The organism is Frigoribacterium sp. NBH87, from assembly GCF_014217665.1.
Classification (GTDB): domain Bacteria; phylum Actinomycetota; class Actinomycetes; order Actinomycetales; family Microbacteriaceae; genus Frigoribacterium; species Frigoribacterium endophyticum.
Genome location: NZ_CP043650.1, coordinates 1,574,920 through 1,598,326, shown reverse-complemented (window position 1 = coordinate 1,598,326; position 23,407 = coordinate 1,574,920). Strand labels below are relative to the sequence as shown.

Sequence of the window (23,407 nt, the reverse complement as noted above, 5' to 3'; positions counted from 1 at the left end):
CACAGTGGCTCAGATCGCAGATTCCATCGACCAGGCTCCCGAGAGCTTCACCACGGAGAGCTCCGCTCCCGAGGCCTCGGCGACCCCCCGCGCCGTCCTCAACGTCTCCGGCTCCGCCGTCGGACGTCGCAAGGAGGCCATCGCTCGTGCCCGCCTCGTCCCCGGCTCCGGCACCTTCGTGGTCAACGGCCGCACCCTCGAGGAGTACTTCCCCAACAAGCTGCACCAGCAGCTGATCAACGACCCGTTCAAGGTGCTCGACCTGCTCGGCGCCTACGACGTGACCGTCAAGGTCACCGGCGGCGGCCCCTCCGGCCAGGCGGGCGCCCTGCGCCTCGCCATCGCCCGCACGCTGAACGAGATCGACCGCGAGAACAACCGCGCCACGCTCAAGAAGGCCGGCTTCCTCACCCGTGACGCCCGCGTCATCGAGCGCAAGAAGGCCGGTCTCAAGAAGGCCCGCAAGGCCTCGCAGTTCTCGAAGCGCTAGTCACACACCCCCACAGGCAGGTCTCGCGATGTCGCGTCTCTTCGGTACCGACGGTGTTCGGGGCCTCGCCAACCGTGAGCTGACCGCCGCGCTCGCCCTGGGCCTCGCCCAGGCGAGCGCGGTGGTGCTCACGAAGGGCCACCACGCCGACGCTCGTCGTGCTGAAGGGCGACGACCCGTCGCGGTGGTAGCCCGTGACCCCCGCATCTCGGGGGAGTTCCTGACCGCCGCCGTGTGCGCGGGCCTGGCCAGCTCCGGCGTCGACGTGCTCGACGCCGGGGTGATCCCGACCCCCGCGGCGGCGTTCCTCGTCGACGACATCGGCGCCGACTTCGGCGTGATGATCAGCGCCTCGCACAACCCGGCGCCCGACAACGGCATCAAGTTCTTCGCGTTCGGCGGCACGAAGCTGCCCGACGAGGTCGAGGACCGCATCGAGGCCGCCATGGCTGAGCCGCAGCTGATGCCCGTCGGGGGCGACGTCGGTCGCATCCGCCGGTTCGCCGACGCCGAGGACCGCTACGTCCTGCACCTCCTCGGGGCCCTGCCCCACCGCCTCGACGGCCTGCACGTCGTGCTCGACTGTGCCCACGGCGCCGCCTCGGCCGTCTCGCCCGAGGTCTTCACCGACGCGGGCGCGAAGGTCACCCTGATCGGGGCCGACCCCGACGGCGTCAACATCAACGACGGCGTCGGCTCGACGCACCTCGACAACCTCGCCCGCGCCGTGCTCGAGCACGGAGCCGACGTCGGCATCGCGCACGACGGCGACGCCGACCGCTGCCTCGCGGTCGACGCGACCGGCACCGTCGTCGACGGCGACCAGATCATGGCGATCATCGCCCTGGCGCACAAGGAGCACGGGCGCCTCGCCCACGACACCCTCGTCGCGACGGTGATGAGCAACCTCGGCCTCATCCGCGCCATGGAGCAGCACGGCATCGCCGTGCGTCAGACCCGCGTCGGCGACCGCTACGTCCTGGAGGACATGAGCGCCGGCGGCTACACGCTGGGCGGCGAGCAGTCCGGCCACATCGTCTTCGGCGACCACGCCACCACCGGCGACGGCATCCTCACCGGGCTGTCGCTCGTCGCGCGCATGGCGGAGACCGGCAAGAGCCTGGCCGAGCTGGCCCGGGTGATGACGGTCTTCCCGCAGATCCTCATCAACGTCGGTGGCGTCGACCGTGAGCGTCTCGACGGCGACCAGGGCGTGGCGGACGCCGTGGCGGCCCTGGAGGCCGAGCTCGGCGACACCGGCCGCGTGCTGCTCCGCCCGTCGGGCACCGAGCCGGTCGTGCGCGTCATGGTGGAGGCCGCCGACCAGGCGACCGCCGACCGCGTCGCGCACGAGCTCGCCGACGTCGTCCGCGAGCGACTGGCGCTCTAGCGGGCCCGACCCGCGCCTCCCGCAGGCCCGGCGTCCCCGCCCCCGTGCCCGCATCGGGCACCATGGGCGCATGCTCCTCCTGCTGCCCGCCGTCGTCTTCGCGGTGCTCTACGTCGTCAGCCGCCGCCGCGACGCGCGGCGTCTGCGCAACGGCGTCTTCCTCGTCGCGGCCCTCGGCTGCCTCCTGGTGGCCGGCGTGCTCGAGGTCGCCGCGACCGGGCCCGCCCAGCAGAGCGCCGTCCTGCTCGGCGTCGTGGTCGCCGGCCTGCTCGTCGTGGTGCTCGCGCTCTTCCTGCTCGGCAACGGCGTCACCATGCTGCGCTCCGAGGGGCGCAGCCTCGGCAACCTGCTGTCGCTGCTGGCGGGCGTCGCCATCCTGCTCGTGCCGGTCGCGGCGGCCGCGCTGGTCTTCGGGCCCGACGTCGCCGAGCTGCCGGGGCCGGTCGGGGTCGTCCTCGTCGCCCTGGGAGTCCTCCTCGTCTTCGTCGCGGGGTACGCGGCCGCGACCTTCGCCGCGTTCGGGCTCTACTCGCTGGTCTACAGCCGCTACCGCCACACGCGCACGCCCGCGACGGTGGTCGTGCTCGGCTCCGGCCTGGTCCGCGGCGAGGTGCCGCCGCTCCTGCGCAGCCGTCTCGACAAGGCGCTCTCGGTCTACCGCTCCGTGCCCGGCACCGCCGCGAGGCCGCTGCTCGTGCCGTCGGGCGGCCAGGGCTCCGACGAGCCGCGCGCCGAGGGCGACGCCATGGCCGAGTACCTCCTCGCGCAGGGGGCCGACCCCGCCGACGTCCGGCCCGAGACCGCCTCGACGAGCACCCGCGAGAACCTGCTCTACTCGCGCGAGGTGCAGCGCGACGCCGGTCGCGACGGCAGCACCCTCGTCGTGACGAACGACTACCACGTGCTGCGGGCCGCCCTGCTGGCCCGGTCGATCGGCAGCGACGCCCAGGTGGTGGGCTCGCCGACCGCGGCGTACTACGTGCCGAGCGCCTTCCTCCGCGAGTACGTCGCGATCATGGTCGAGCACCGTCGACTCAACGCCGCGGCGGTGGCGGTGGCGGTCGCCCTGGTGGGCCTCACCGCCGTCTGGTCGCTGCTGCCCGTGTGAGCCGACCCGCGCCTCCCGGGCTCCGGCCGCCGAGGAGTCGCGGTGGCCGCACCGCAGGCCCGCTCAGATCTTGCGGAGCAGCACCGAGCTCACCGCGTGGTCCGCCGCCTTGCGCAGCACCAGGGTCGCCCGCGACCGCGTCGGCAGCACGTTCTCGACGAGGTTCGGCTCGTTCACCGACCGCCAGACGCCGGACGCGAAGGCGCGCGCCTCCGCCTCGTCCATGCCGGCGAAGCGGTGGAAGAACGAGCGCTCCTGGGTGAAGGCGCCCTTCTGCAGGGCGAGGAACCTCTCGACGAACCACGACTCGATGTCGCTCGTGCGGGCGTCGACGTAGATCGTGAAGTCGAACAGGTCGCTGAGGGCGAGACGGCCGGGGGTCGGCGGCTGCAGCACGTTCAGGCCCTCGACGATGAGGATGTCGGGGCGCCGCACCACGACCTCGGCCCCCGGCATGATGTCGTAGCTGGTGTGCGAGTAGAACGGCGCCCGCACCTCCTCCGCCCCGCTCTTGACCTGCGAGACGAACCGCAGCAGGTGCCGGCGGTCGTACGACTCGGGGAAGCCCTTCCGGTCGGTGAGGCCGCGGCGCTCGAGCTCGGCGTTCGGGTAGAGGAAGCCGTCGGTCGTGACGAGCTCCACGCGGGGGGTGTCGTCCCAGCGGCTGAGCAGCTCGCGCAGCAGACGGGCGACCGTCGACTTGCCGACGGCCACCGAGCCGGCGACGCCGATCACGAAGGGCGTGCGCTGGGCGCGCTCGCCGAGGAAGTCGCTGGTCGCCCGGTGCAGGTTGCGGGCGCCCGCGGCGTAGAGGTTGAGGAGGCGGCTGAGCGGCACGTAGACGTCCTGCACCTCGCGCATGTCGAGCCGGTCGCCGAGGCCCCGCAGCTGCACGATCTCGGTCTCGGTGAGCGGCAGGCGCGTCGCCGGGGCGAGGTCGGCCCAGGCGTCGCGCCCGATCTCGACGAACGGGGTGGCGTGCGTCGGCGCGTGGGGAGCGTGTGCGGCGTGCGCGGCCTGGCCCGGCGCGGGGGTCGTCGTCGACGGAGGGGCTTCGGCCATGACGGCGAGGCTACCCGGTCGGGCGCGCGGGGCGACCGCACAGGAGGCGCGGACGGGACCGCATAGGATCGGTCGCATGTGTGGAATCGTGGGTTACGTCGGCGCCTCGGGCGTCGGCGAGAAGAGCATCGAGGTCCTGCTGGGCGGGCTCAAGCGCCTCGAGTACCGCGGCTACGACTCGGCCGGAGTGGCCGTCGTCGACGCGGCGGGCCAGCTGGGCACGCGCAAGCGCGCCGGCAAGCTGAAGGTGCTGGTCGACGACCTCGAGGCCGACCCGCTGACCGACGGGGCCACCGGCATCGGGCACACCCGCTGGGCCACCCACGGCGGCCCGACCGACGCGAACGCGCACCCGCACCTCTCCGACGGCGGGCGCCTCGCGCTCATCCACAACGGCATCATCGAGAACTTCTCCGACCTCAAGGCCGAGCTGCTCGCCGAGGGCGTCGAGTTCTCGAGCGAGACCGACTCCGAGGTCGCGGCCCACCTGGTCGCCCGTGCCTACCGCGCCTCCGGCGACCTGACCGAGGCGCTCCGCGTCGTCGTCAACACCCTCGACGGCGCCTTCACGCTGCTCGTCGTGCACGCCGACCAGCCCGGGGTCGTCGTCGGCGCCCGTCGCAACAGCCCGCTCGTCGTCGGGCTCGGCGAGGGCGAGAACTTCCTCGGCAGCGACGTCGCCGCGTTCGTCGCGCACACCCGCCGCGCGATGTCGATCGGGCAGGACCAGATCGTGACGATCCGCCCCGACTCGGTCGACGTCGTCGACTTCGAGGGCGCGCCGGTCGAGACCAGCACCTTCGAGGTCGACTGGGACGCCTCGGCCGCCGAGAAGGGCGGCTGGTCGAGCTTCATGGCGAAGGAGATCAGCGAGGAGCCCGAGGCCGTCGCCAACACCCTCCTCGGCCGCGTGCACGACGGCGCCGTCACCCTCACCGACCTCGACGGCGTGCGCGACCGCCTCCTCACCGTCGACCGCGTGATCGTGATCGCCTGCGGCACGGCCGCCTACGCGGGGATCCTCGGCAAGTACGCCATCGAGCAGTGGGCCCGCGTGCCCGTCGAGGTCGAGCTCGCGCACGAGTTCCGCTACCGCGACCCGGTGCTCGACGAGAAGACCCTCGTCGTCTCGATCAGCCAGTCCGGCGAGACGATGGACACGCTGATGGCGGTCAAGTACGCCCGCGAGCAGGGCGCGCAGGTGCTGTCGATCTGCAACACGCAGGGCTCCACCATCCCCCGCGAGAGCGACGCCGTCATCTACACGCACGCCGGTCCGGAGGTCGCCGTCGCGTCGACGAAGGCGTTCGTCGCGCAGGGCACTGCACTGTTCCTCCTCGGCCTGCACCTCGCGACCCTGCGTGGCACCCTGACCGCCGAGCAGATCGCCGATCAGGTCACCGACCTCCAGGCCGTGCCCGACAAGATCCGCAAGGTGCTCGAGTCGTCCGAGCGCATCGCGACCCTGGCGCGCTGGATGGCCGACACCCGGTCCGTCCTCTTCCTGGGCCGCCACGTCGGCTACCCGATCGCCCTCGAGGGGGCGCTCAAGCTCAAGGAGCTCGCCTACATCCACGCCGAGGGCTTCGCCGCCGGCGAGCTGAAGCACGGGCCGATCGCCCTGATCGAGCCCGGCCAGATCGTCTTCGTGATCGTGCCGAGCCCGCGCGACCCGCGGTCGCTGCACCCCAAGGTCGTCTCGAACATCCAGGAGATCCGCGCGCGCGGCGCCCGCGTCATCGCGATCGCGGAGGAGGGCGACGCCGCGGTGCTGCCCTTCGCCGACGAGGTGCTGCACATCCCGCTCGCGGCCCCGCTCTTCGAGCCCCTGCTCTCGGTGGTGCCGCTGCACGTCTTCGGCATGGAGCTGGCCGCGGCCAAGGGCCTCGACGTCGACCAGCCGCGCAACCTCGCCAAGTCGGTCACGGTCGAGTAGGGCACCCGGCCGCATGAGCACCCGCGCCCGCCCGTGATCGTCGGCATCGGGGTCGACGTCGTCGACCTCGAGCGCTTCGAGCGTTCGCTGGAGCGCACCGGCGCGCTCGCCGCCCGGCTCTTCGGCGACGCCGAGAGGGTGCTCGCCGACGGCAGCCCCCGACCGGTGCGGTCGCTCGCGGCCCGGTTCGCCGCCAAGGAGGCGCTGATCAAGGCCCTCGGCGGGTCGACCGGCGTGCGGTGGCACGACATCGTGGTCGTCTCCGACGCGAGCGGCGCCCCCTCGCTCCGGCTGACCGGGGGAGCGCGGTCGCTGGCGGAGTCGCGGGGCGCGACGCGCCTCCACCTCTCGCTGAGCCACGACGGGGGAGTCGCCGTGGCCTACGTGGTGGCCGAGACCGACCAGCGTGCCCCGCAGAACCAGCCCCCGGTGCACGAGCCCCCGGAGCACCAGCCCCCGCAGCACGAGCCCCCGCAGCACGACCACCGCCCGACCCAGACCGCCGAGACCGAGACAGGAGCCGACGCGTGACGCAGGACATCCGGGTGACCATCGACACCGCCGCCCTGCGGCACAACGTCGCGACCCTGAAGGCCGCGGTGGCACCGGCCCGCGTGATGGCCGTGGTGAAGGCCAACGCCTACGGGCACGGCGCCGTGGAGTGCGCCCGCGCTTTCGTCGACGCCGGCGTCGACTGGCTCGGCGTCGCGGACCTCGACGAGGCCGTCGAGCTCCGGGAGGCCGGGGTCACGGCCCCGGTGCTCGCCTGGCTGCACGCTCCCGGCGAGACCTTCGAGCGTGCCGCCGCCCACGACGTCACGCCCGCCGTCTCCGACGTCGCCCAGCTCGAGGCCGCGGCGGAGGCCGGGGTCCGGGCCGTGCACCTCTGCGTCGACACCGGCCTCAGCCGCAACGGCGCCGTGGCCGCGGAGTGGCCCGAGTTCTTCGCCCGCGCCGCGGCGCTCGCCGACCGCCTGCCGGTCGAGGGCGTGATGACCCACCTGTCGAACGCCTCCCCAGAGGAGGACGGCGCGCAGGTCGCCGCCTTCCTCTCCGCGATCGAGACGCTCGGGGGGCTGGGGCTCGAGCCGCGCCTCCGGCACGTCGCCGCCTCGGCCGCGGCCCTGCACTTCGCCGACGTGGGCCAGGGGCCCGTCGACATGGTGCGGTTCGGGCTCGCCGCCTACGGGCTCAGCCCCTTCCCCGACCGCCGGGCGGCCGACCTCGGGCTGCGCCCGGCGCTGACGATGCGCGCGCCCGTGACGACCGTCAAGCGGGTGCCCGCGGGCGAGGGCGTCTCGTACGGCTACGTCTTCCGGCCCGAGCGCGACACGACCATCGCCATCGTGCCGGTCGGGTACTCCGACGGCGTCGACCGCGCCGCCAGCGACCGCGCCTCCGTCACGATCGGCCAGCGCACCTACCGGGTGCGCGGCCGGATCGCGATGAACGCCCTCGTCATCGACGTCGGCGACGACCCGGTCGAGGTGGGCGACGAGGTCGTGCTGTTCGGCGACCCCGCCCTCGGGCACCAGGGCGCGGAGGACTGGGCCCGGGCCTTCGACGGCATCACCTACGAGGTCGTCGCGTCGCTGTCGGCCCGCCTCCCGAGGAGCTACGCATGACCGGCACCGCCCCCGAGACCGGCCCCGCCCCCGAGACCGGCCCCGAGAGCGTCGCGGCGCGCCCCGCGGCCGGGTACCTGCGCCGCGCGACGATCGACCTCGCCGCCTACCGGGCGAACCTCACCTCGCTGATCGAGCGCATGGCCCCGGTCGAGGTGCTCGCGATCGTCAAGGCGGACGCCTACTCGCTCGGCGTCGACGTGCTGGTGCCCGAGGCGCTCGCCGCGGGCATCCGCTGGTTCGGCACCGTCGAGCCGGAGCCGGCGTACCGCCTGCGGCGCGAGGGCGTCGGCGACGACGCCTCGTACTTCGCCTGGCAGCTCGGCCCCGACGAGGACTGGGACGCCGCGGTGCGGCTGCGCGTCGACCTCGGCGTCTCGACCCTCGAGCAGCTCGAGGCGTTCGCCGCCGCCGCCCGGGCCGCCGGCCCCGGCCACGAGGCCCTCGTGCACCTCACGATCGACACCGGCCTGCACCGCGAGGGCTGCCTGCCCGCCGACTGGGCCGAGTTCGTCACCCGAGCCGTCGAGCTGCGCGACGAGGGCGTCGTGCGCCTCCGGGGCTGCTTCTCGCACGTGTCGGAGACCAGCGAGGCCGACGACCACGCCGCCTCCCTCGTCTTCCGCCGCGCCCTCGACGACGCCGCCGCCCTCGGCGCGACCTTCGAGAAGCGCCACATGTCGTCGAGCTCGGCGGGCATGGAGCACCCCGAGCGCCGCTTCGACATGGTGCGCATGGGCTCGAACGGCTACGGCAACCCGGTCACCGAGGGCGTGACGGCCGCCGACCGCGGCCTCCGCCCCGTGCTGACGGTGAGCGCGTGCGTCGTCCGCGTCAAGCGCGTGCCCGCCGGCACGGGCGTCTCGTACGACTACACCTGGCGGGCGCCGCACGACACGACCCTCGCCCTCGTGCCGATCGGCTACGCCGACGGCGTCAGCCGCCGGGCCCAGCACGGCGTCGAGGTGACCATCGCGGGTCGCCGCCACCCGATCGTCGGCCGGGTCGCGATGGACCAGTTCCTCGTCGACGTCGGCGACCACGACGTGGCGGTGGGCGACGAGGTCGTGCTCTTCGGCCCCGGCGACCGCGGCGAGCTCACCATCGGCGAGTGGGCCGACCTGACGGGCAGCGTGCCCGAGGAGGTCTCGTGCCGCATCGGCGCCCGGGTCGAGCGGGTGTACACGGGCGGTCGCGCGTGACCGACGACGCGGCCCCGGTCGACGAGGGGCGATCGCTCTTCGCGGGCGCCGTCGTCGACACCGACGACATGGAGTCGCTCGGCCGTCGCTTGGCCGGCCTCCTGCGGGCGGGCGACCTGCTGGTGCTGACGGGGCCGCTCGGAGCCGGCAAGACCACGCTGACCCGCGGCCTCGGCGAGGGCCTGCACGTGCGGGGCCAGGTCGCCAGCCCCACCTTCGTGCTCGCCCGCACGCACCCCAGCGAGTCGGGCGTGCCCCTCGTGCACGTCGACGCCTACCGCCTCGGCGGCGCGGCAGAGCTCGACGACCTCGACCTCGACTACGAGGGCTCGGTGGTCGTCGTCGAGTGGGGCGCCGGGCTGCTCGACGGGGTCGCCGACTCGTGGCTCGACGTCGTGATCGAGCGGCCCACGGGCGCCGGAGGCGCGGTGCCCGTCGTCGAGGACGCGCTCGCCGACGAGGCGCTCGCCGACGACGTGGCCGCGGCCGACGACGTCCACGACGAGCCGCGCCGCGTCACTATCACCGCGCACGGCCCGCGCTGGGCCGGGGTCACGCTCCCGACGAGCTGAAGGCCTGTGCGCCGAGCACCCCGAGCAGGCGGAGCGACTCCGCCGCCGTCGTGCCCGCCCGCGGCGTCAGCACGAGCAGCACCTGGGCCTGGTTCTCGGTGAAGAGGGCCTGGCAGTCGACCTCGATCTCGCCGACCTCCGGGTGCCACAGCGTCTTGTGGTCGTCGAAGCGGGTGACGACCTCCTGCAGGTGCCAGAGCTCGGCGAACTCCGGGCTGACCCGGAGCAGGCTCTCGACGACGCGCACCGCCAGGGGGTCGGGGTCGGCCGACGCGGTCGCGACCCGCAGCTGGGCGACCTGGAGGCGGGCCTGCCGGGGCTGCTCGCGCTCCGGGTACGGGCGCCGCGCCTCCGGCCGGGCGAACCAGCGGTGCACGGCGCTGCGGTCGAGTCCCGCATGGGCCGTGTGGTCACCGAAGAGCGAGGTCGCGAGCCGGTTCTGGGCGAGGGTCTCGCCGGCCTCGGTGATCACGAGGGCGGGGGAGTCGTCGAGCCGGTCGAGCACCCGCATCAGCCCCGGGCTGACGTGCGGCGTGTGGCGGGCCCGGCGGGGCACCGCCTGGCCGGCGAGGCGGTACAGATGGTCGCGCTCGTCGAGGCCGAGGCGGAGCCCCCGGGCGATGGCGGCGAGCATCTGGTCGGACGGCTGCGGGCCGCGCTGCTGCTCGAGCCGCGACCAGTAGTCGGTCGACATGCCGACGAGCCCGGCGATCTCCTCGCGGCGCAGCCCCGCGGTGCGGCGGCGGGCCCCGGCGGGCAGCCCCACGTCGGCGGGCTGCAGGCGCTCGCGGCGGTGGCGGAGGAAGTCGGCGAGCCCGGAGCGGTCCATGCCGTCATCCTGCCGTGGTCGGCGCCCGCCAGCCAGGGAGCGACGCTCCCCCGACCGACGCTCCCTTCCCTCCCCGGTGCCGACGGAGGAGGGTCGTCGTGGGCGCCCCGACGGCGCCCGTCACCCCCGAGAACCCCCTCACCGCCCTGGAGGCACCGTGAAGACCACCGGCAACACCGTCCTGATCACCGGCGCGACCTCGGGCATCGGCCGCGGCCTGGCCGAGCGCCTGCACGCCCGCGGCGACACCGTCGTCGTGGGCGGTCGCCGCCGTGCCCTGCTCGACGAGATCGTCGCCGCGAACCCCGGCATGTCGTCGGTCGTCGTCGACGTCGCCGACCCCGCCTCGATCGCGGCCGCCGCCGAGAGCGTCACGCGCGACCACCCCGCCCTCGACGTCGTCGTGACGATGGCCGGCATCATGCTGCCCGAGGACCTCCGCGACCCCGCCCACCTCGAGACCGCCGAGGCGACGGTGGTGACGAACCTGCTGGGCACCATCCGCACGACGACGGCGTTCGCGCCCTTCCTGGCCGCGAAGCCCGACGGCGTGCTCGTGACGGTCTCGTCGGGCCTCGCCAGCGTGCCGCTGCCGGCCGCGCCGACCTACTCGGCGACGAAGGCGGCCGTGCACTCGTTCACGCAGAGCCTCCGCGTGCAGTGGGCCGACACCCCGCTGCAGGTCGTCGAGCTCGTGCCGCCCGCGGTGCAGACGACCCTGATGGGCCAGTCGGACGACCCGAACGCCATGCCGCTCGACGAGTACCTCGACGAGACGATGCGCATCCTCACCGAGCAGCCCGACGTCGAGGAGGTCCTGGTCGACCGCGTCCGCTTCCTCCGCGACGCCGAGGCGGAGGGGCGGCACGCGGACGTGCTGCGCGTGCTCAGCGCGCACTGACGCGGCGCCGGCTCGCCCCGGGCCTCGGGGCGGCGGTCCGCCTCGTCGACGGGGGAGGCCCCGGGGAGGCGCGGGCCGCCTCCCCGGGACCGCGTACGATCGGTGCGTGATCCTGGCCATCGACACCTCCGCCGGCTCGGCCGTCGCCGTGGTCGACCGCGACGGCGGCGTGCTCGCCGAGTGCGCGGTCGCCGACACCCGGCGGCACGCCGAGGTGATCGGCACCCTGATCGACGAGGCCCTCCGGGTCGCGGGCGTCGAGCCCTCGCGCCTGAGCGCGGTCGTCGCCGGCGTCGGCCCCGGGCCGTTCACCGGGCTGCGGGTCGGCATCGTCGCCGCGCGCGCCTTCGCCTTCGGCGCCGGGGTGCCCTGCCTCGCGGTCGGCAGCCACGACGCGGTCGCCTTCGAACGGCTCTCGGCGGAGGCCGGGCGCGACGTCGCCGAGGCCGGCGGCCGCCTGGACTCGCCCCTCGTCGTCGTCACCGACGCGCGCCGCCGCGAGGTGGCCTGGAGCGCGTGGGCCGGGCTCGACGACGACGGCCTGCCCGTGCTGCTCGACGGGCCCGCGCTGGTGCGCCCGGCCGACCTCGACGACGCGACGGGCGCCTCCTCGGGGTCGCCCCGCACCGACCCCGACTCGACCGTGGTCTCGGCGGCGGCCCTCGGCATGCTCGCCGAGCGCCTGTTCGAGCACGGCCGCGCCTTCGCGGCGCCCGAGCCGCTCTACCTCCGCGAGCCCGACGTGACGCCCTCGGCGAGCCCGACGTGACGCCCTCGGCGGGGCCGAAGCCGGTCGGCCGGTGAGCTGGCGGCTGCGTCGGGCCGACGTCGACGACCTCGACGCGGTCATGGCGATCGAGACGTCGGTCTTCGCCACCGACGCGTGGTCGCGGAGCGGCATGGCGCACGAGCTCGCGTCGCGCGACGGCTACTACCTCGTCGCCACCCCAGAGGCCGACGACACCGTCGTCGAGGGTTACGCCGGGCTGCTCTCGCTGCCCGGGGCCCCCGACGCCGACGTGCAGACCATCGCGGTCGTCCCCGGCGCGCGCGGCCGCGGCCTGGGGCGCACCCTGCTGACCCAGCTCGTCGCCGAGGCCCGGCGGCGCGGCGCCCGCGAGGTCTTCCTGGAGGTGCGGGCCGACAACCCGGGAGCGCAGCACCTCTACGAGACCGCCGGCTTCGAGGCCATCGCCGTCCGCCCCCGCTACTACATGCCCGACGGCGTCGACGCCGTCGTGATGCGCCTGACCGTTCCGCCGACCGAGACCCGGCCGGCCGCGACCGAGAGCGAGCCGACCCCGTGACCGCCACCACCGCCTCCCCGGCACCGTCCGTCGCGCCCGCAGCCGCGTCCGGCGACTCGGGCCCGCTCGTGCTCGGCATCGAGACCAGCTGCGACGAGACCGGCGTGGGCATCGTGCGCGGCACGACCCTGCTCGCCAACGTCATCTCGTCGTCGATGGACGAGCACGCCCGGTACGGCGGCGTCGTGCCCGAGGTCGCGGCCCGCGCCCACCTCGAGGCGATGGAGCCGGCCCTGCGCGCCGCGCTCGCCGAGGCCGACGTCACCCTCGACCAGCTCGACGCGATCGCCGTCACGAGCGGCCCCGGTCTCGCCGGGGCCCTGATGGTCGGCGTCGGCGCGGCGAAGGCCCTCGCGCTCGCCACCGGCACGCCGCTCTACGCCGTCAACCACCTCGTGGGCCACGTCGGCGCCGACGTGCTGCGCGAGGACGGCAGCGACCTCGAGCTGCCGACGATCGCGCTCCTCGTCTCGGGCGGCCACACCTCGCTGCTGCACGTGCGCGACCTCGTCGACGACGTCGAGCTGCTCGGCGAGACCATCGACGACGCCGCGGGCGAGGCCTTCGACAAGGTCGCCCGCCTGCTCGGCCTGCCCTACCCCGGCGGGCCGCAGATCGACCGGGTGGCCGCCGAGGGCGACCCCGCGGCGATCCGGTTCCCGCGCGGGCTGACCCTCCCGAAGGACCTCGTGCGGCACCGGTACGACTTCTCGTTCTCGGGGCTGAAGACCGCGGTCGCCCGTTGGGTCGAGCGTCGTCGCGACGAGGGGCTCGAGGTGCCCGTGGCCGACGTGGCCGCGAGCTTCCGCGAGGCCGTCGCCGACGTGCTCCTCACGAAGGCCCTCGCCGCGTGCGCCGACCGGGGCGTGCCGCGGCTGCTGCTCGGAGGCGGGGTCGTGGCCAACGCCCGGGTCCGCGCGCTGGCGGCCGAGCGCTGCGCGGCGGCGGGCGTCGAGCTGCGCGTGCCCCCGCTCTCGCTCTGCACCGACAACGGGGCGATGATCGCCGCACTGGGGGCCCAGCTGGTGGCCCGCGGTCACGCGCCCTCGCCGCTCGACTTCGGCGCCGACTCGACGCTGCCGGTCACCGTGGTGCAGGCGGTCTGAGCCCCGCGCCCGCGGCTGTTGCGCGGGAGGTGCCCGGAGGGCGGGGCGCTCGGGGCCCCTGCCGGTAGCATCGAGCGGACCAGACCACCGGCACGAGCCGGGCGCACGACGAGGAGACCACGGGACATGACCGACCAGTACCCGGCCCCCCAGGGCCAGCCGCAGAAGGACAGCTACGGCACGCCCTCCGGCCAGCAGCCGCCGGCCTACGGCGCTCCCGTCGGCCAGGGCTACAGCGCCCCCGGCGGCCCGGGCTACGGCCCGGCGCCGCGCAACAGCCTCGCGCTGATCGCCCTCATCCTCGGCATCGCGGGCTTCTTCACCGGCATCGCGAGCATCGCCGCGATCGTCGTCGGGCACATCTCGCTCAGCCAGATCAAGAAGACGGGCGAGGAGGGGCGCGGCATGGCGCTCTGGGGCACCGTCCTCGGCTACGTCGTGCTGATCGGCGGCATCCTGCTGGCCGTCGGCTTCGCCGTCCTCTTCGGGGCGCTCGCCAGCTCGGGCCAGCTCGACTACTCGACGTACTGAGCCGACGCCCACGGGCTTCATGGCTGCCTCATCGGAGGCGTCGATACGATGACGGGGTCCACGCCGACGGCGTGGGCCCCGTCGTCCGTCCGGCCCGCCGCGGTCGAGGCGACACCGCACGGCACCGCACCTGACCTGCGACACCGCACCGCGACTCCTCCGATGCTCCGCCGCCCGCACGCGAAAGGCTCCTGATGGCCACCGACGACACCACCCCCGAGCAGTCCGGGCGCGCACCGCAGTCCGCTGACGCGCCGCAGACCGAGCCGGCGCAGGCGCCGACGCCTCCGCCCGCACCCGCGGGTGAGCAGCAGTCACCGCCGCTTCCCCCCACCTCCTTCCCCGGCGCCGCGTCCCAGCCCGCCGCGCGCCCCGCCCACGACCCGTTCATCGCCCCGGGGCAGACCCCGGCCCCGCAGCGCTCGCCGTTCGCGGCGCCGCAGGCCGGCCCGGCGCAGGGCACGGCGCCGTCGGCGCCGGCTCCCTACGGTGCCCCGGCGCAGGGTGCGCCGCAGTCGGCGCCGTACGGGACCCCGCAGTCGGCTCCCTACGGGGCGCCGGCGCAGGGCGCTCCGCAGTCGGCACCCTACGGGGCGCCGGCGCAGGGCGCTCCGCAGTCGGCTCCCTACGGGGCTCCCGCGTCGGCGCCCTACGGTGCTCCCCAGCCGCCGCGGCCCGGCTACGGTGCTCCGACCGGCCCGGCGGCGCCCGGCCAGCCGGGCTCGCAGCAGTACGGGCAGCAGCCGCAGCAGGGCCAGTACGGGCAGCAGCCGCAGCAGCCGGGCCAGTACGGCCAGCCGCAGCCAGGCCCGTACGGTCAGCCCCCGCAGCAGTACGGCCAGCCGCAGCAGCAGTACGGCCAGCCCTACGGCGCCCCGCAGCAGCAGCAGCCCTACGGCTCGCCCTACGCCCCCTACGCCTCGGCCGGGCCCACCAAGCCGTCGAGCGTGCTCAGCCTGCTCGCGATGATCGGGTCGATCTTCGGCGCGTTCATCACGATCCTCGTCGTCACCTTCGGGGCCGGCATCATCTTCTCGATCGCCGGAGTGGTGCTCGGCCACATCGCCCAGAAGCGCGAGCCCCGTTCGCGCGGGTTCTGGCTGACCGGCCTCATCGTCGGCTACGCGGGCATCGCCCTCGCGATCGTCGTCTGGATCGGCTGGGCGACGTTCTTCAGCACCGTCGCCGACAGCAGCTACTACGGGTACTGACCCGAGGCGGTCCGGCGGCGGTGCTCACCGCCCGGCCCGCGCCTCCTGACGACCTCGGCCGCCGCACCCCGGTGCGGCGGCCGTCGTCGTGCCGGGTCAGACGCGTTCGCAGAGCAGGGCCGTGTGTCGCCCGGCGACGCGCGTCAGCACCAGCGTCGCCGAGCCGGTGCCCTGCAGCGAGAGGCGCTTGCGGAACGCGGCGGGGTCGACGTCGACCCCGCGCTTCTTGATCTCGAGGCGGCCGACGCCCCGGGCGCGCAGCTCGCGCTTGAGGGTCTTCTCGTCGAGGGGCAGGGCCTCGACCACGCGGAAGACCTGGGCGAAGGGCGTCTCGACCGGCGTGTCGGAGGTGAGGTAGGCGATGTCGCGGCTGACCGTCCGGGCGCCGAGGCTCCGGGCGAGGTCGCCGATCAGGCGGGCCCGGATGACGGCGCCGTCGGGCTCGTAGAGCCACTCGCCGAGGTCGCCCACCTCGACGTCGTCGGAGTCGGCGGGCGCGGTGAGCTCGGCGGTGCCGGAGGCGGTGACCACGAGGGCGGACCGCCCGACGCCGGGCCGCGCGAGCGCCCCGAACCAGACCCCGAGCTCGACGACCTCGCGGTCGACGGAGATCCACTGGCACTCCGCGTCGGCGGGCAGCAGCTCGCGGTCGATGCCGGGGCCGAGCTTGACCCCGGTCGGGCGGTGCTCGGCGTGCCCGAAGGCGACGTCGAGCGAGGGCGACCAGTCGGCCGGGTCGGCGAGGCGCTTGGTGCCGCTGTGGCCCGCCGTGCGCCGGGCCGGGTCGAGGAAGACGGCGTCGACGTCCGCGAGGTCGACGTCGGCGGCGTCGGCGTGCTCGACGCGGGCGCCCGACCAGGGGGCGAGGTTGTACGCGGCGACGGCGGCGGTGACCTCGTCGCGCTCGACCGCGAGCACGTCGAGCTCGAGGGCGGCCAGGGCCATCGCGTCGCCCCCGATGCCGCAGCCGAGGTCGGCGACCCGGCGGGCCCCGGCGGCGCGGAACCGGCCGGCGTGCCGGGCGGCCACGGGGAGGCGCGTGGCCTGTTCGAGGCCCGCCTCGGTGAAGAGCATGCGGCTGGCGAAGTCGCCGAACTTGGCGACGGCACGGCCCCGGAGCCGGGCCTGGCTCAGCACGGCGGCGACGAGCGCGGGGGAGTGGCCCTGCTTGCGGAGCGCCGCGACCGTGCCGACGACGTCGTCGTCGCTCCGCCGCGCCGGCAGCGAGTCGAGCAGCCGGAGCCCCTCGGGCGAGAGGATCTCGAGCAGCTCGGTGGTGTCCATGGGCTCCAGTCTCGCGCATCGACGCCGTGCCGCTGGCACTCGTGTTGACCGAGTGCCAGCGGGCCCCTACAGTTGTTCCTGGCACTCGCACGTGGTGAGTGCCACCCCACGTTCTACGAAGTTCCGAGAAAGCAGAGGTCAACCGTGTCGGTCTCCATCAAGCCGCTCGAAGATCGCATCGTCATCCAGCAGGTCGAAGCCGAGCAGACCACGGCTTCCGGCCTCGTGATCCCCGACACCGCCAAGGAGAAGCCCCAGGAGGGCGAGGTCGTGGCGGTCGGTCCGGGTCGCATCGACGACAACGGCAACCGCGTCCCGCTCGACGTCGCCGTCGGCGACAAGGTCATCTACAGCAAGTACGGCGGAACCGAGGTCAAGTACGACGGCCAGGACTACCTCGTCCTCTCGGCCCGCGACGTGCTCGCCGTCATCGTCCGCTAGTCGGTCGACACCCTGCTCCACCCGGAGGCCCCCGCCACACGGCGGGGGCCTTCGTCGTGCGCGGGCGGCGCGAGGCGGGGCGCCGTCCCGTCGAGGCGCTGTGCGGGCCGCCCGTTCGCGAGATCGGCAGGAGCGGCACGGTCGACGGCAGCACCGGGCCGGTCGGCGACGGGGGCTCGCCCTAGAGTCGTGACGTGACCGACGACCGTGCCCGCGCCTCCTCCGCCCCCGTCGAGCCCGCCGGCCCCGCCCGGCCCTCGGGCCCGGCCGAGCGAGCCGGCTCCGGCCTCGCCTACGCGGTCAGCGCCTACGGCCTGTGGGGCGTGCTGCCGATCTTCTTCCTGCTCATGTCGCCCTCGGGGCCGTTCGAGATCGTCTCGTGGCGCATCCTCTTCTCGCTGGCGTTCTGCCTGGTGCTGCTCGCCGTCACGCGCGGCTTCCCGGCCTTCCTGGCGCTGCTGCGCCAGGGCCGCGTCGTCGCGCCGATGGCGCTCGCGGGCGTGCTCATCGTCGTCAACTGGACGACCTTCATCGTCGCGACGCTCGCCGGGCACGTCGTCGAGGCGGCCCTCGGCTACTTCATCAACCCGATCGTCACCGTCCTGCTCGCTGTCGTCGTGCTGCGGGAGCGCCTGCGGCCCGCCCAGTGGGCCGCCATCGGCCTCAGCGCCGTCGCCGTCGTCGTGATCGCCCTCGGCACCGGCGGCGTGCCGTGGGCGTCGCTGATCATGGCGTTCTCGTTCGGCGCCTACGGGCTCGTCAAGAAGCAGATGGGCGGGCGCGTCGACGCCGTCAGCGGCCTGACCCTCGAGACGCTGGCGGTCGCGCCCGTCGCGGCGGTCGCCCTCGTCGTGATCGCGGCGACCGGCGTCGACGGCGGCGTCGTGTTCGGCTCGGTGAGCCTGCTGCACACCCTCACCGTGATCAGCTCGGGCGTCGTGACCGCGGTCCCGCTGCTGCTCTTCGCGGCCGCCGCGCGACGGCTGCCCCTCGCGACGATCGGGCTCACCCAGTACCTCGCGCCCGTGCTGCAGTTCGTCGTCGGCGTCGTCCTGCTCCACGAGCAGATGCCGACCAGCCGCTGGGTCGGCTTCGCGATCGTCTGGGTCGCCCTCGTGGTGCTGACCGTCGACATGGTGTCGGCGAGCCGCCGGGCACGGCCGCGGCCCGCCGAAGCGTGACGTCCGTCCGGGGCCCGCACCGCGCCTCCTGAGGGCATGTCACGAATTGCTAACGAAACCCCTGAGTGACGACCAGAACACGCGCCGGAAACAATCGAGCCCTAGTTTCTTCTCAATCGCGAGGACCGTCTGCCTAGTGGCGGTCCGGCTGCACGCGCTTCCAGAAAGGGACCACGGATGATCCGATCCACCAAAGGGCTGAAGGCTCTGGCGCTCGCAGGAGCCGCCTCCGTCCTCCTCGCCGCTTGTTCGTCCACCTCGACGCCCAGCGACGACACCTCCTCGTCGAGTGCGTCGGCGTCGGCGAAGACCGACCCCGCTGCCGCCTGCGAGGCGCCCAGCAGCCCCAGCCAGGACGCTCTCCGCATCGGCACCATCCTGCCGAGCACGGGTACCCTCGCGTACCTCAACCCGCCCGCCGAGTCCGGCGTCGGCCTCGCCGTCGAGGACATCAACGCCGCCGGCGGCGTGCTCGGCCAGGACGTCACGATCGACCCCAGCACCGACTCGGGCGACAGCAACGACCTCACCGTCTCGAGCGCCGCAGCGACGCAGCTGATCGACGCCAAGGTGCCCGTCGCCATCGGCGCGGAGTCCTCCAGCGTCACGCTGAACGTCATCGACCAGATCACCGCGGCCTGCATCGTGCAGATCTCGCCCGCCAACACGGCGACCGACCTCAGCGGCTACTCGTCGTACTACTTCCGCACCGCGCCGCCGGACTCCGTCCAGGGCTCGGCGCTCGGCCAGCAGATCGTCGACGACGGCAACGCCAACGTCGCGTTCATCGTCTTCAACGACACCTACGGCACCGGCCTCCGCAACTCGACCCAGGCCTCGATCGAGTCCTCCGGCGGCACCGTCGTCTACGGCGCCGAGGGCGAGGGCCAGGAGTTCCCGCCCGGCCAGACCACGTTCTCGTCCGAGGTGACCGCGGCGATCGGCTCCGACCCCGACGCCATCGTCATCCTCGCCTTCGACGAGACCGCGTCGATCGTGCCCGAGCTCGTCTCGCAGGGCTGGGACATGAGCAAGGTCTACATGTCGGACGGCAACACGGCCGACTACAGCGAGGACTTCGACCCGGGCACCCTCGAGGGCGCCAAGGGCACCATCCCCGGCGCGTTCCCGTCGACCGACCTGCAGGCCCGCTTCAGCGACTTCTACCAGCGCACGGCCGGCAGCCCCCTCGCCGACTACTCGTACGCACAGGAGTCCTACGACGCCACCATCCTCGCCGCGCTCGCCGCGGTGAAGGGCGGCGGCACCGACGCCGGCACGATCCAGGCCAACATGGCCGGGGTCTCCGGCGCGACCGACGGCACCGAGTGCTCGACCTTCGAGGAGTGCGTCACCGCGCTCGACGGCGGCGGCGACATCCACTACACCGGCCCCTCGGGCATCGGACCGTTCGACGACAAGAACGACCCGTCGTCGGCCTTCATCGGCATCTACCAGTTCGACGGCGACAACAAGCCCGTCTACCAGACGGCCGTCGAGGGCACCGCGGGCGACTGACCCGACCGCGGCACCTGCTGCACCCTGAAGGCCCCGACGCTCCGGCGTCGGGGCCTTCGTCTACCAGACGGCCGTCGAGGGCACCGCGGGCGACTGACCCGACCGCGGCACCTGCTGCACCCTGAAGGCCCCGACGCTCCGGCGTCGGGGCCTTCTCCGTGTGCGGGGTGCGGGGTGCGGTGTAGGCGTGTGCGGCGGGTCCGTGTCCTCCTGGGCGGGTGGGCGCTGACCCGCCGGGGGTGACGGGGACCCGCCGCTTCGGCCACGGTCCACCACCGAGGGCCTGTTTTACAGCCCCCTGCTCTCAATTTTGAGCGTGATCAGTGCTGCGGCGGTTCGGCGGCCCGCCTTCCTGCGTCGGCGCCCGACGGAACGCTCTCGTTCTACGGGAAAACCCCGGGGAGGCGCGATGTGCGCCGAACCCGCAGCGCGCCTCCCACAGCGTCGTGCTCTCAAATCTGAGCGTGATCCGTGCTGCGATGGTTCGGAGGCCCGCCTTCTTGCGTCGGCGCCCGACGGATCGCTCGCGTTCTACGGCAGAGCCCCGGGTGCGGCGGGTCGGTGTCCTCCGGGGCGGGCCGGCGCGGGCCCGCCGGGAGTGACGCCGACCCGCCGCACCGGCCACGATCCGCAGCGAGGGCCGCAGGGAGGCGCGGTGTGCGTGGGACCGGCACCGCGCCTCCCGCAGGCCCAGCGCCCCCGCCGCACGAGCCTCCCGCCACACGAGCCCCCCCCCACGACGCCTGAGGGCCCCCACGCCGCAGCGTGGGGGCCCTCGTGGCGCTCGGCGCCGGGGTCAGTGCGTCTCGTCGACGTCCTTCGCGAGCGTGCCGAGGTACAGCTCGATCACCTTCGGGTCGTCGGCGAGCTCGCGGCCGGTGCCCGAGTAGGCGTTGCGGCCCTGGTCGAGCACGTAGCCGCGGTCGCAGATCTGCAGGCAGCGGCGGGCGTTCTGCTCGACCATGATCACCGAGACGCCGGCCTTGTTGATGCGGCGGGTGCGGATGAAGGTCTCGTCCTGGCGCACCGGCGAGAGGCCGGCCGACGGCTCGTCGAGCAGCAGCACCTTCGGGTCCATCATCAGCGCGCGAGCCATGGCGACCGACTGGCGCTCGCCGCCCGAGAGCGATCCGGCGCGCTGGCCGCGACGGTCGCCGAGCACGGGGAAGAGGTCGTAGATGTACTCGAGCCGCTCGGTGAAGGCCTTCGGGCGGAGGAACATGCCCATCTGCAGGTTCTCCTCGATGGTCAGCGACGGGAAGACGTTGTTCGTCTGCGGCACGAAGCCGACGCCGGCCTGCACGAGCTTGTTGGCCTTGAGGTTCGTGATGTCCTCGCCGCCGAGCGTGACGCTGCCCTCGTGGATCTTGACGAGGCCGAACAGGGCCTTGAGCAGCGTCGACTTGCCGGCGCCGTTCGGGCCGATGATGCCGATCAGCTCGCCGGGGTAGCAGACCAGGTCGCAGCCGTTGAGGATGTTGACGCCGGGCAGGTAGCCGGCCACGAGGCCGCTGGCGTTCATGATCGGCTCGGTGCCGGCGAACTTCTCCGTGCCGGGGTGCATCTCCGTCGTCGAGGCGCTCATGCCCTGTCTCCGCTCTGCTGGTCGTCGGCCGCGTTCGTCGCGGTGGGGGTGGAGGGGTCGGGCGAGCCCGGCAGGTCGCGCCCGGCGACGCCGCCCGCGGTGGTGGTCGAGGAGGCGCGGGTCGGGTCGCCCTCGCGGGCCGCGTCCTCCGCCGCCACCTCCTCCTCGATCTGGTCGAACGCCTCGTCGGTGAGCAGCGAGTCGTCGCCGAGGTCGGTGTCGTGGTGCGCGCCGAGGTAGGCGTCGATGACGGCCTGGTCGTCCATGACGGTGTCGGCCGGGCCCTCGGCCACGACCTTGCCCTCGGCCATGACGATCACCCAGTCGGAGATGTGCCGCACCATGTGCATGTCGTGCTCGACGAAGAGCACGGTCGTGCCGTCGTCGCGCAGCGACTGGATGTGGCCGAGCAGCGACTGCGTCAGCGCCGGGTTCACGCCGGCCATCGGCTCGTCGAGCATGATCATCTCGGGGTCGCTCATCAGGGCGCGGGCCATCTCGAGCAGCTTCCGCTGGCCGCCGGAGAGGCTGCCGGCGTAGTCGTCCTTCTTCTCGAGCAGCTTGAAGCGCGCGAGCAGCTCCTCCGCCTTGACGGTGATCTCACGCTCGCGGGCCTTCCACAGCGGGGGCACGATGCCGACGAAGAAGTTCTCGCCCGGCTGGTCGCGGGCGCCCAGCAGCATGTTCTCCATCACGGTGAGGCGCGAGAGCGCCTTCGTCAGCTGGAAGGTGCGCACCATGCCGGCCCGGGCCACCTTGGCCGCGCCGACGTTGCCCATCGGCTTGCCGTCGAAGACCCACTTGGCCGTGCCCTCGCCGCGCTTGAACGCGGTCGGGGCGGAGGACGCCTTGTCGAAGCCGGTGAGCAGGTTGAAGAACGTCGTCTTGCCGGCGCCGTTGGGGCCGATCAGCGCGGTGATCGCGCCGCGCTGCACCTCGACGTGCCCCACGTCGACGGCGGTCATGCCGCCGAAGCGGCGCACGACGTTGTCGACGGTGAGGATGGGGTCGGGCTTCGACGAGCCGGGCGTGCGCCCCACGGTCGTGAGCTTCTGGCGCAGCACGGTGCGGTCGTAGTCGTAGCCGGGCTTGCGGTCTCGGCCCGAGGGCGCTCCGGCCGTGCCGGTGGTCGTGGTCTCAGACACTGAACGACAGCTCCTTCTTGTTGCCGAGGATTCCCTGCGGTCGGAAGATGATCAGGCACATCAGGGCGACGCCGACGAGCACGTACGAGAACTGGTCCGCCTGCTGGTTGCTCATGATGCTCGCGGGGATGAAGTCGCCGGCCAGGGTGCGGATGAGCAGGCGGACGACGAAGAACAGGATCGCGCCGAGCACCGGGCCGAAGACCGTGGCCGCGCCGCCGAGCAGGAGCGCCGTCCAGATGAAGAACGTCGTCGAGCGGCCGAGGGCGTCGGGCTGCACCGACGAGGGCAGCACGTAGATGATGCCCGCCAGCGAGCCGATCACGCCGCCGAAGACGAGCGCCTGCATCTTGTACGAGAAGACGTTCTTGCCGAGGCTGCGCACGGCGTCCTCGTCCTCGCGGATGCCCTTGAGCACGCGGCCCCACGGGCTGCGGCTGAGCAGGAACACGATGACGCAGAGCAGGGCCACGAGCGCCCAGGCCACGATGCGGATCCACCAGCCGTTGACGCCGTTGTTGTCGTACGTGAACCACAGCACGGTGGTCTGACCGTCGGGCAGGGGGGAGAGCGCCGTGAAGGGGTCACGGTACGACGAGCCGGTGATGCCGTTCGAGCCGCCGGTCACGTCGGTGAGGATGCTCGACCGGCCGACCATGCGGATGATCTCCGCCGCGCAGATGGTCACGATGGCGAGGTAGTCGCCCCTCAGCTTCAGCGTCGGGACGCCGAGGATGAGCGCGAAGACGAGGCCGCATGCCATGCCGATCAGCACCGCGAGCCCGAGGGGCAGGCCGCTGGTCAGCGAGATCGCGAAGCCGTAGGCGCCGAGCAGCAGGAACGCCGCCTGGCCCATGTTGATGAGTCCGGTGAAGCCGAAGTGGATGTTGAGGCCGATCGCGGCGATCGCGAACGCGGCCGTGGTCGGGGCGAGCGCCTCGCCGGTGAGCTGGCGGATGAGGTCGATGACGTAGTCCATGTGT

At 73.7% G+C, this 23,407-nt stretch carries 22 protein-coding genes and 1 pseudogene; 17 read left to right on the top strand and 6 right to left on the bottom strand.

Going from position 1 to position 23,407, the window contains the following annotated elements; genetic code table 11:
• Positions 1 to 4: 4 nt before the first annotated feature.
• The 3 genes from rpsI (at position 5) to F1C15_RS07305 (ending at position 2,988) form a co-directional block, all read left to right on the top strand.
• On the top strand, positions 5 to 490 hold the full coding sequence (gene rpsI, locus F1C15_RS07315; protein WP_082514606.1) for a 30S ribosomal protein S9: 486 nt from the start codon (positions 5 to 7) through the stop codon (positions 488 to 490).
• Between the two features lie 28 nt (positions 491 to 518).
• Positions 519 to 1,880: a phosphoglucosamine mutase gene (glmM, locus tag F1C15_RS07310; protein ID WP_185233871.1), complete on the top strand. Its 1,362-nt coding sequence runs from the start codon at positions 519 to 521 to the stop codon at positions 1,878 to 1,880.
• Positions 1,881 to 1,950: 70 nt separating this feature from the next.
• Entirely contained in the window at positions 1,951 to 2,988 is a 1,038-nt protein-coding gene (locus F1C15_RS07305; protein WP_185233869.1) for a YdcF family protein, read from the top strand.
• A 63-nt stretch (positions 2,989 to 3,051) separates the two neighbouring features.
• Here the strand turns inward: F1C15_RS07305 and coaA are convergent, their stop codons facing one another.
• A complete protein-coding gene (gene coaA / locus F1C15_RS07300) occupies positions 3,052 to 4,050 on the bottom strand; it encodes a type I pantothenate kinase (protein WP_185233867.1) in 999 nt (332 codons plus the stop codon).
• A gap of 76 nt (positions 4,051 to 4,126) precedes the next feature.
• On the opposite strand from coaA, the gene glmS reads away from it, so the two are divergent.
• The 5 genes and pseudogenes from glmS (at position 4,127) to tsaE (ending at position 9,385) form a co-directional block, all read left to right on the top strand.
• Complete coding sequence (gene glmS, locus F1C15_RS07295; protein WP_185233866.1) at positions 4,127 to 5,986, top strand: glutamine--fructose-6-phosphate transaminase (isomerizing); 1,860 nt, start codon at positions 4,127 to 4,129, stop codon at positions 5,984 to 5,986.
• Between the two features lie 33 nt (positions 5,987 to 6,019).
• A pseudogene (locus F1C15_RS07290) lies at positions 6,020 to 6,388 on the top strand (holo-ACP synthase); the annotation flags it as partial.
• A 125-nt stretch (positions 6,389 to 6,513) separates the two neighbouring features.
• On the top strand, positions 6,514 to 7,611 hold the full coding sequence (alr, locus tag F1C15_RS07285; protein WP_185233862.1) for an alanine racemase: 1,098 nt from the start codon (positions 6,514 to 6,516) through the stop codon (positions 7,609 to 7,611).
• Positions 7,608 to 8,813: an alanine racemase gene (gene alr / locus F1C15_RS07280; protein WP_185233860.1), complete on the top strand. Its 1,206-nt coding sequence runs from the start codon at positions 7,608 to 7,610 to the stop codon at positions 8,811 to 8,813. Before alr (F1C15_RS07285) ends, alr (F1C15_RS07280) begins: the two co-directional genes overlap by 4 nt.
• A gap of 68 nt (positions 8,814 to 8,881) precedes the next feature.
• Positions 8,882 to 9,385, top strand: a complete 504-nt coding sequence (gene tsaE, locus F1C15_RS07275; RefSeq protein WP_185234177.1) for a tRNA (adenosine(37)-N6)-threonylcarbamoyltransferase complex ATPase subunit type 1 TsaE — start codon at positions 8,882 to 8,884, stop codon at positions 9,383 to 9,385.
• Here tsaE and F1C15_RS07270 read toward each other — a convergent pair.
• Positions 9,366 to 10,214: a helix-turn-helix transcriptional regulator gene (locus F1C15_RS07270; protein ID WP_185233858.1), complete on the bottom strand. Its 849-nt coding sequence runs from the start codon at positions 10,212 to 10,214 to the stop codon at positions 9,366 to 9,368. The genes tsaE and F1C15_RS07270 overlap by 20 nt on opposite strands.
• A 157-nt stretch (positions 10,215 to 10,371) precedes the next feature.
• Between F1C15_RS07270 and F1C15_RS07265 the strand changes: the two genes are divergently transcribed.
• The 6 genes from F1C15_RS07265 (at position 10,372) to F1C15_RS07240 (ending at position 15,270) form a co-directional block, all read left to right on the top strand.
• Entirely contained in the window at positions 10,372 to 11,115 is a 744-nt protein-coding gene (locus F1C15_RS07265; RefSeq protein WP_167260364.1) for an SDR family oxidoreductase, read from the top strand.
• Between the two features lie 106 nt (positions 11,116 to 11,221).
• Positions 11,222 to 11,884 (top strand): tRNA (adenosine(37)-N6)-threonylcarbamoyltransferase complex dimerization subunit type 1 TsaB, encoded by a 663-nt coding sequence (gene tsaB / locus F1C15_RS07260; protein ID WP_185233856.1) that lies wholly within the window; start codon positions 11,222 to 11,224, stop codon positions 11,882 to 11,884.
• A gap of 31 nt (positions 11,885 to 11,915) precedes the next feature.
• The gene (rimI, locus tag F1C15_RS07255) at positions 11,916 to 12,422 is read left to right on the top strand and encodes a ribosomal protein S18-alanine N-acetyltransferase (protein WP_255465542.1); all 507 of its coding nucleotides are present in this window, start codon (positions 11,916 to 11,918) and stop codon (positions 12,420 to 12,422) included.
• A 68-nt stretch (positions 12,423 to 12,490) separates the two neighbouring features.
• Positions 12,491 to 13,528: a tRNA (adenosine(37)-N6)-threonylcarbamoyltransferase complex transferase subunit TsaD gene (gene tsaD, locus F1C15_RS07250; RefSeq protein WP_185234165.1), complete on the top strand. Its 1,038-nt coding sequence runs from the start codon at positions 12,491 to 12,493 to the stop codon at positions 13,526 to 13,528.
• Between the two features lie 126 nt (positions 13,529 to 13,654).
• Positions 13,655 to 14,059, top strand: coding sequence for a DUF4190 domain-containing protein (locus F1C15_RS07245; RefSeq protein WP_185233854.1), 405 nt, complete (start codon positions 13,655 to 13,657; stop codon positions 14,057 to 14,059).
• Positions 14,060 to 14,253: 194 nt separating this feature from the next.
• Positions 14,254 to 15,270, top strand: coding sequence for a DUF4190 domain-containing protein (locus F1C15_RS07240; RefSeq protein WP_185233852.1), 1,017 nt, complete (start codon positions 14,254 to 14,256; stop codon positions 15,268 to 15,270).
• Between the two features lie 96 nt (positions 15,271 to 15,366).
• On the opposite strand, the gene F1C15_RS07235 is transcribed toward F1C15_RS07240, so the two are convergent.
• Positions 15,367 to 16,554, bottom strand: coding sequence for a class I SAM-dependent methyltransferase (locus F1C15_RS07235; RefSeq protein WP_185233850.1), 1,188 nt, complete (start codon positions 16,552 to 16,554; stop codon positions 15,367 to 15,369).
• Between the two features lie 144 nt (positions 16,555 to 16,698).
• Between F1C15_RS07235 and groES the strand changes: the two genes are divergently transcribed.
• The 3 genes from groES to F1C15_RS07220 all read left to right on the top strand — a co-directional run bounded on the left by groES (position 16,699) and on the right by F1C15_RS07220 (position 19,694).
• Entirely contained in the window at positions 16,699 to 16,995 is a 297-nt protein-coding gene (groES, locus tag F1C15_RS07230) for a co-chaperone GroES (protein ID WP_056057293.1), read from the top strand.
• Positions 16,996 to 17,189: 194 nt separating this feature from the next.
• Entirely contained in the window at positions 17,190 to 18,176 is a 987-nt protein-coding gene (rarD, locus tag F1C15_RS07225) for an EamA family transporter RarD (RefSeq protein WP_185233848.1), read from the top strand.
• A 177-nt stretch (positions 18,177 to 18,353) separates the two neighbouring features.
• Positions 18,354 to 19,694: an ABC transporter substrate-binding protein gene (locus F1C15_RS07220; RefSeq protein WP_056057288.1), complete on the top strand. Its 1,341-nt coding sequence runs from the start codon at positions 18,354 to 18,356 to the stop codon at positions 19,692 to 19,694.
• A gap of 796 nt (positions 19,695 to 20,490) precedes the next feature.
• Here the strand turns inward: F1C15_RS07220 and F1C15_RS07215 are convergent.
• The 3 genes from F1C15_RS07215 to F1C15_RS07205 form a co-directional block, all read right to left on the bottom strand.
• Entirely contained in the window at positions 20,491 to 21,258 is a 768-nt protein-coding gene (locus tag F1C15_RS07215) for an ABC transporter ATP-binding protein (protein ID WP_370543627.1), read from the bottom strand.
• Positions 21,259 to 21,275: 17 nt separating this feature from the next.
• The gene (locus tag F1C15_RS07210; RefSeq protein WP_167261366.1) at positions 21,276 to 22,343 is read right to left on the bottom strand and encodes an ABC transporter ATP-binding protein; all 1,068 of its coding nucleotides are present in this window, start codon (positions 22,341 to 22,343) and stop codon (positions 21,276 to 21,278) included.
• A gap of 73 nt (positions 22,344 to 22,416) precedes the next feature.
• Positions 22,417 to 23,403 carry a branched-chain amino acid ABC transporter permease gene (locus F1C15_RS07205; RefSeq protein ID WP_056057285.1) on the bottom strand — a complete coding sequence of 329 codons (987 nt, stop codon included), beginning with the start codon at positions 23,401 to 23,403 and terminating at the stop codon, positions 22,417 to 22,419.
• Positions 23,404 to 23,407 lie beyond the last annotated feature (4 nt).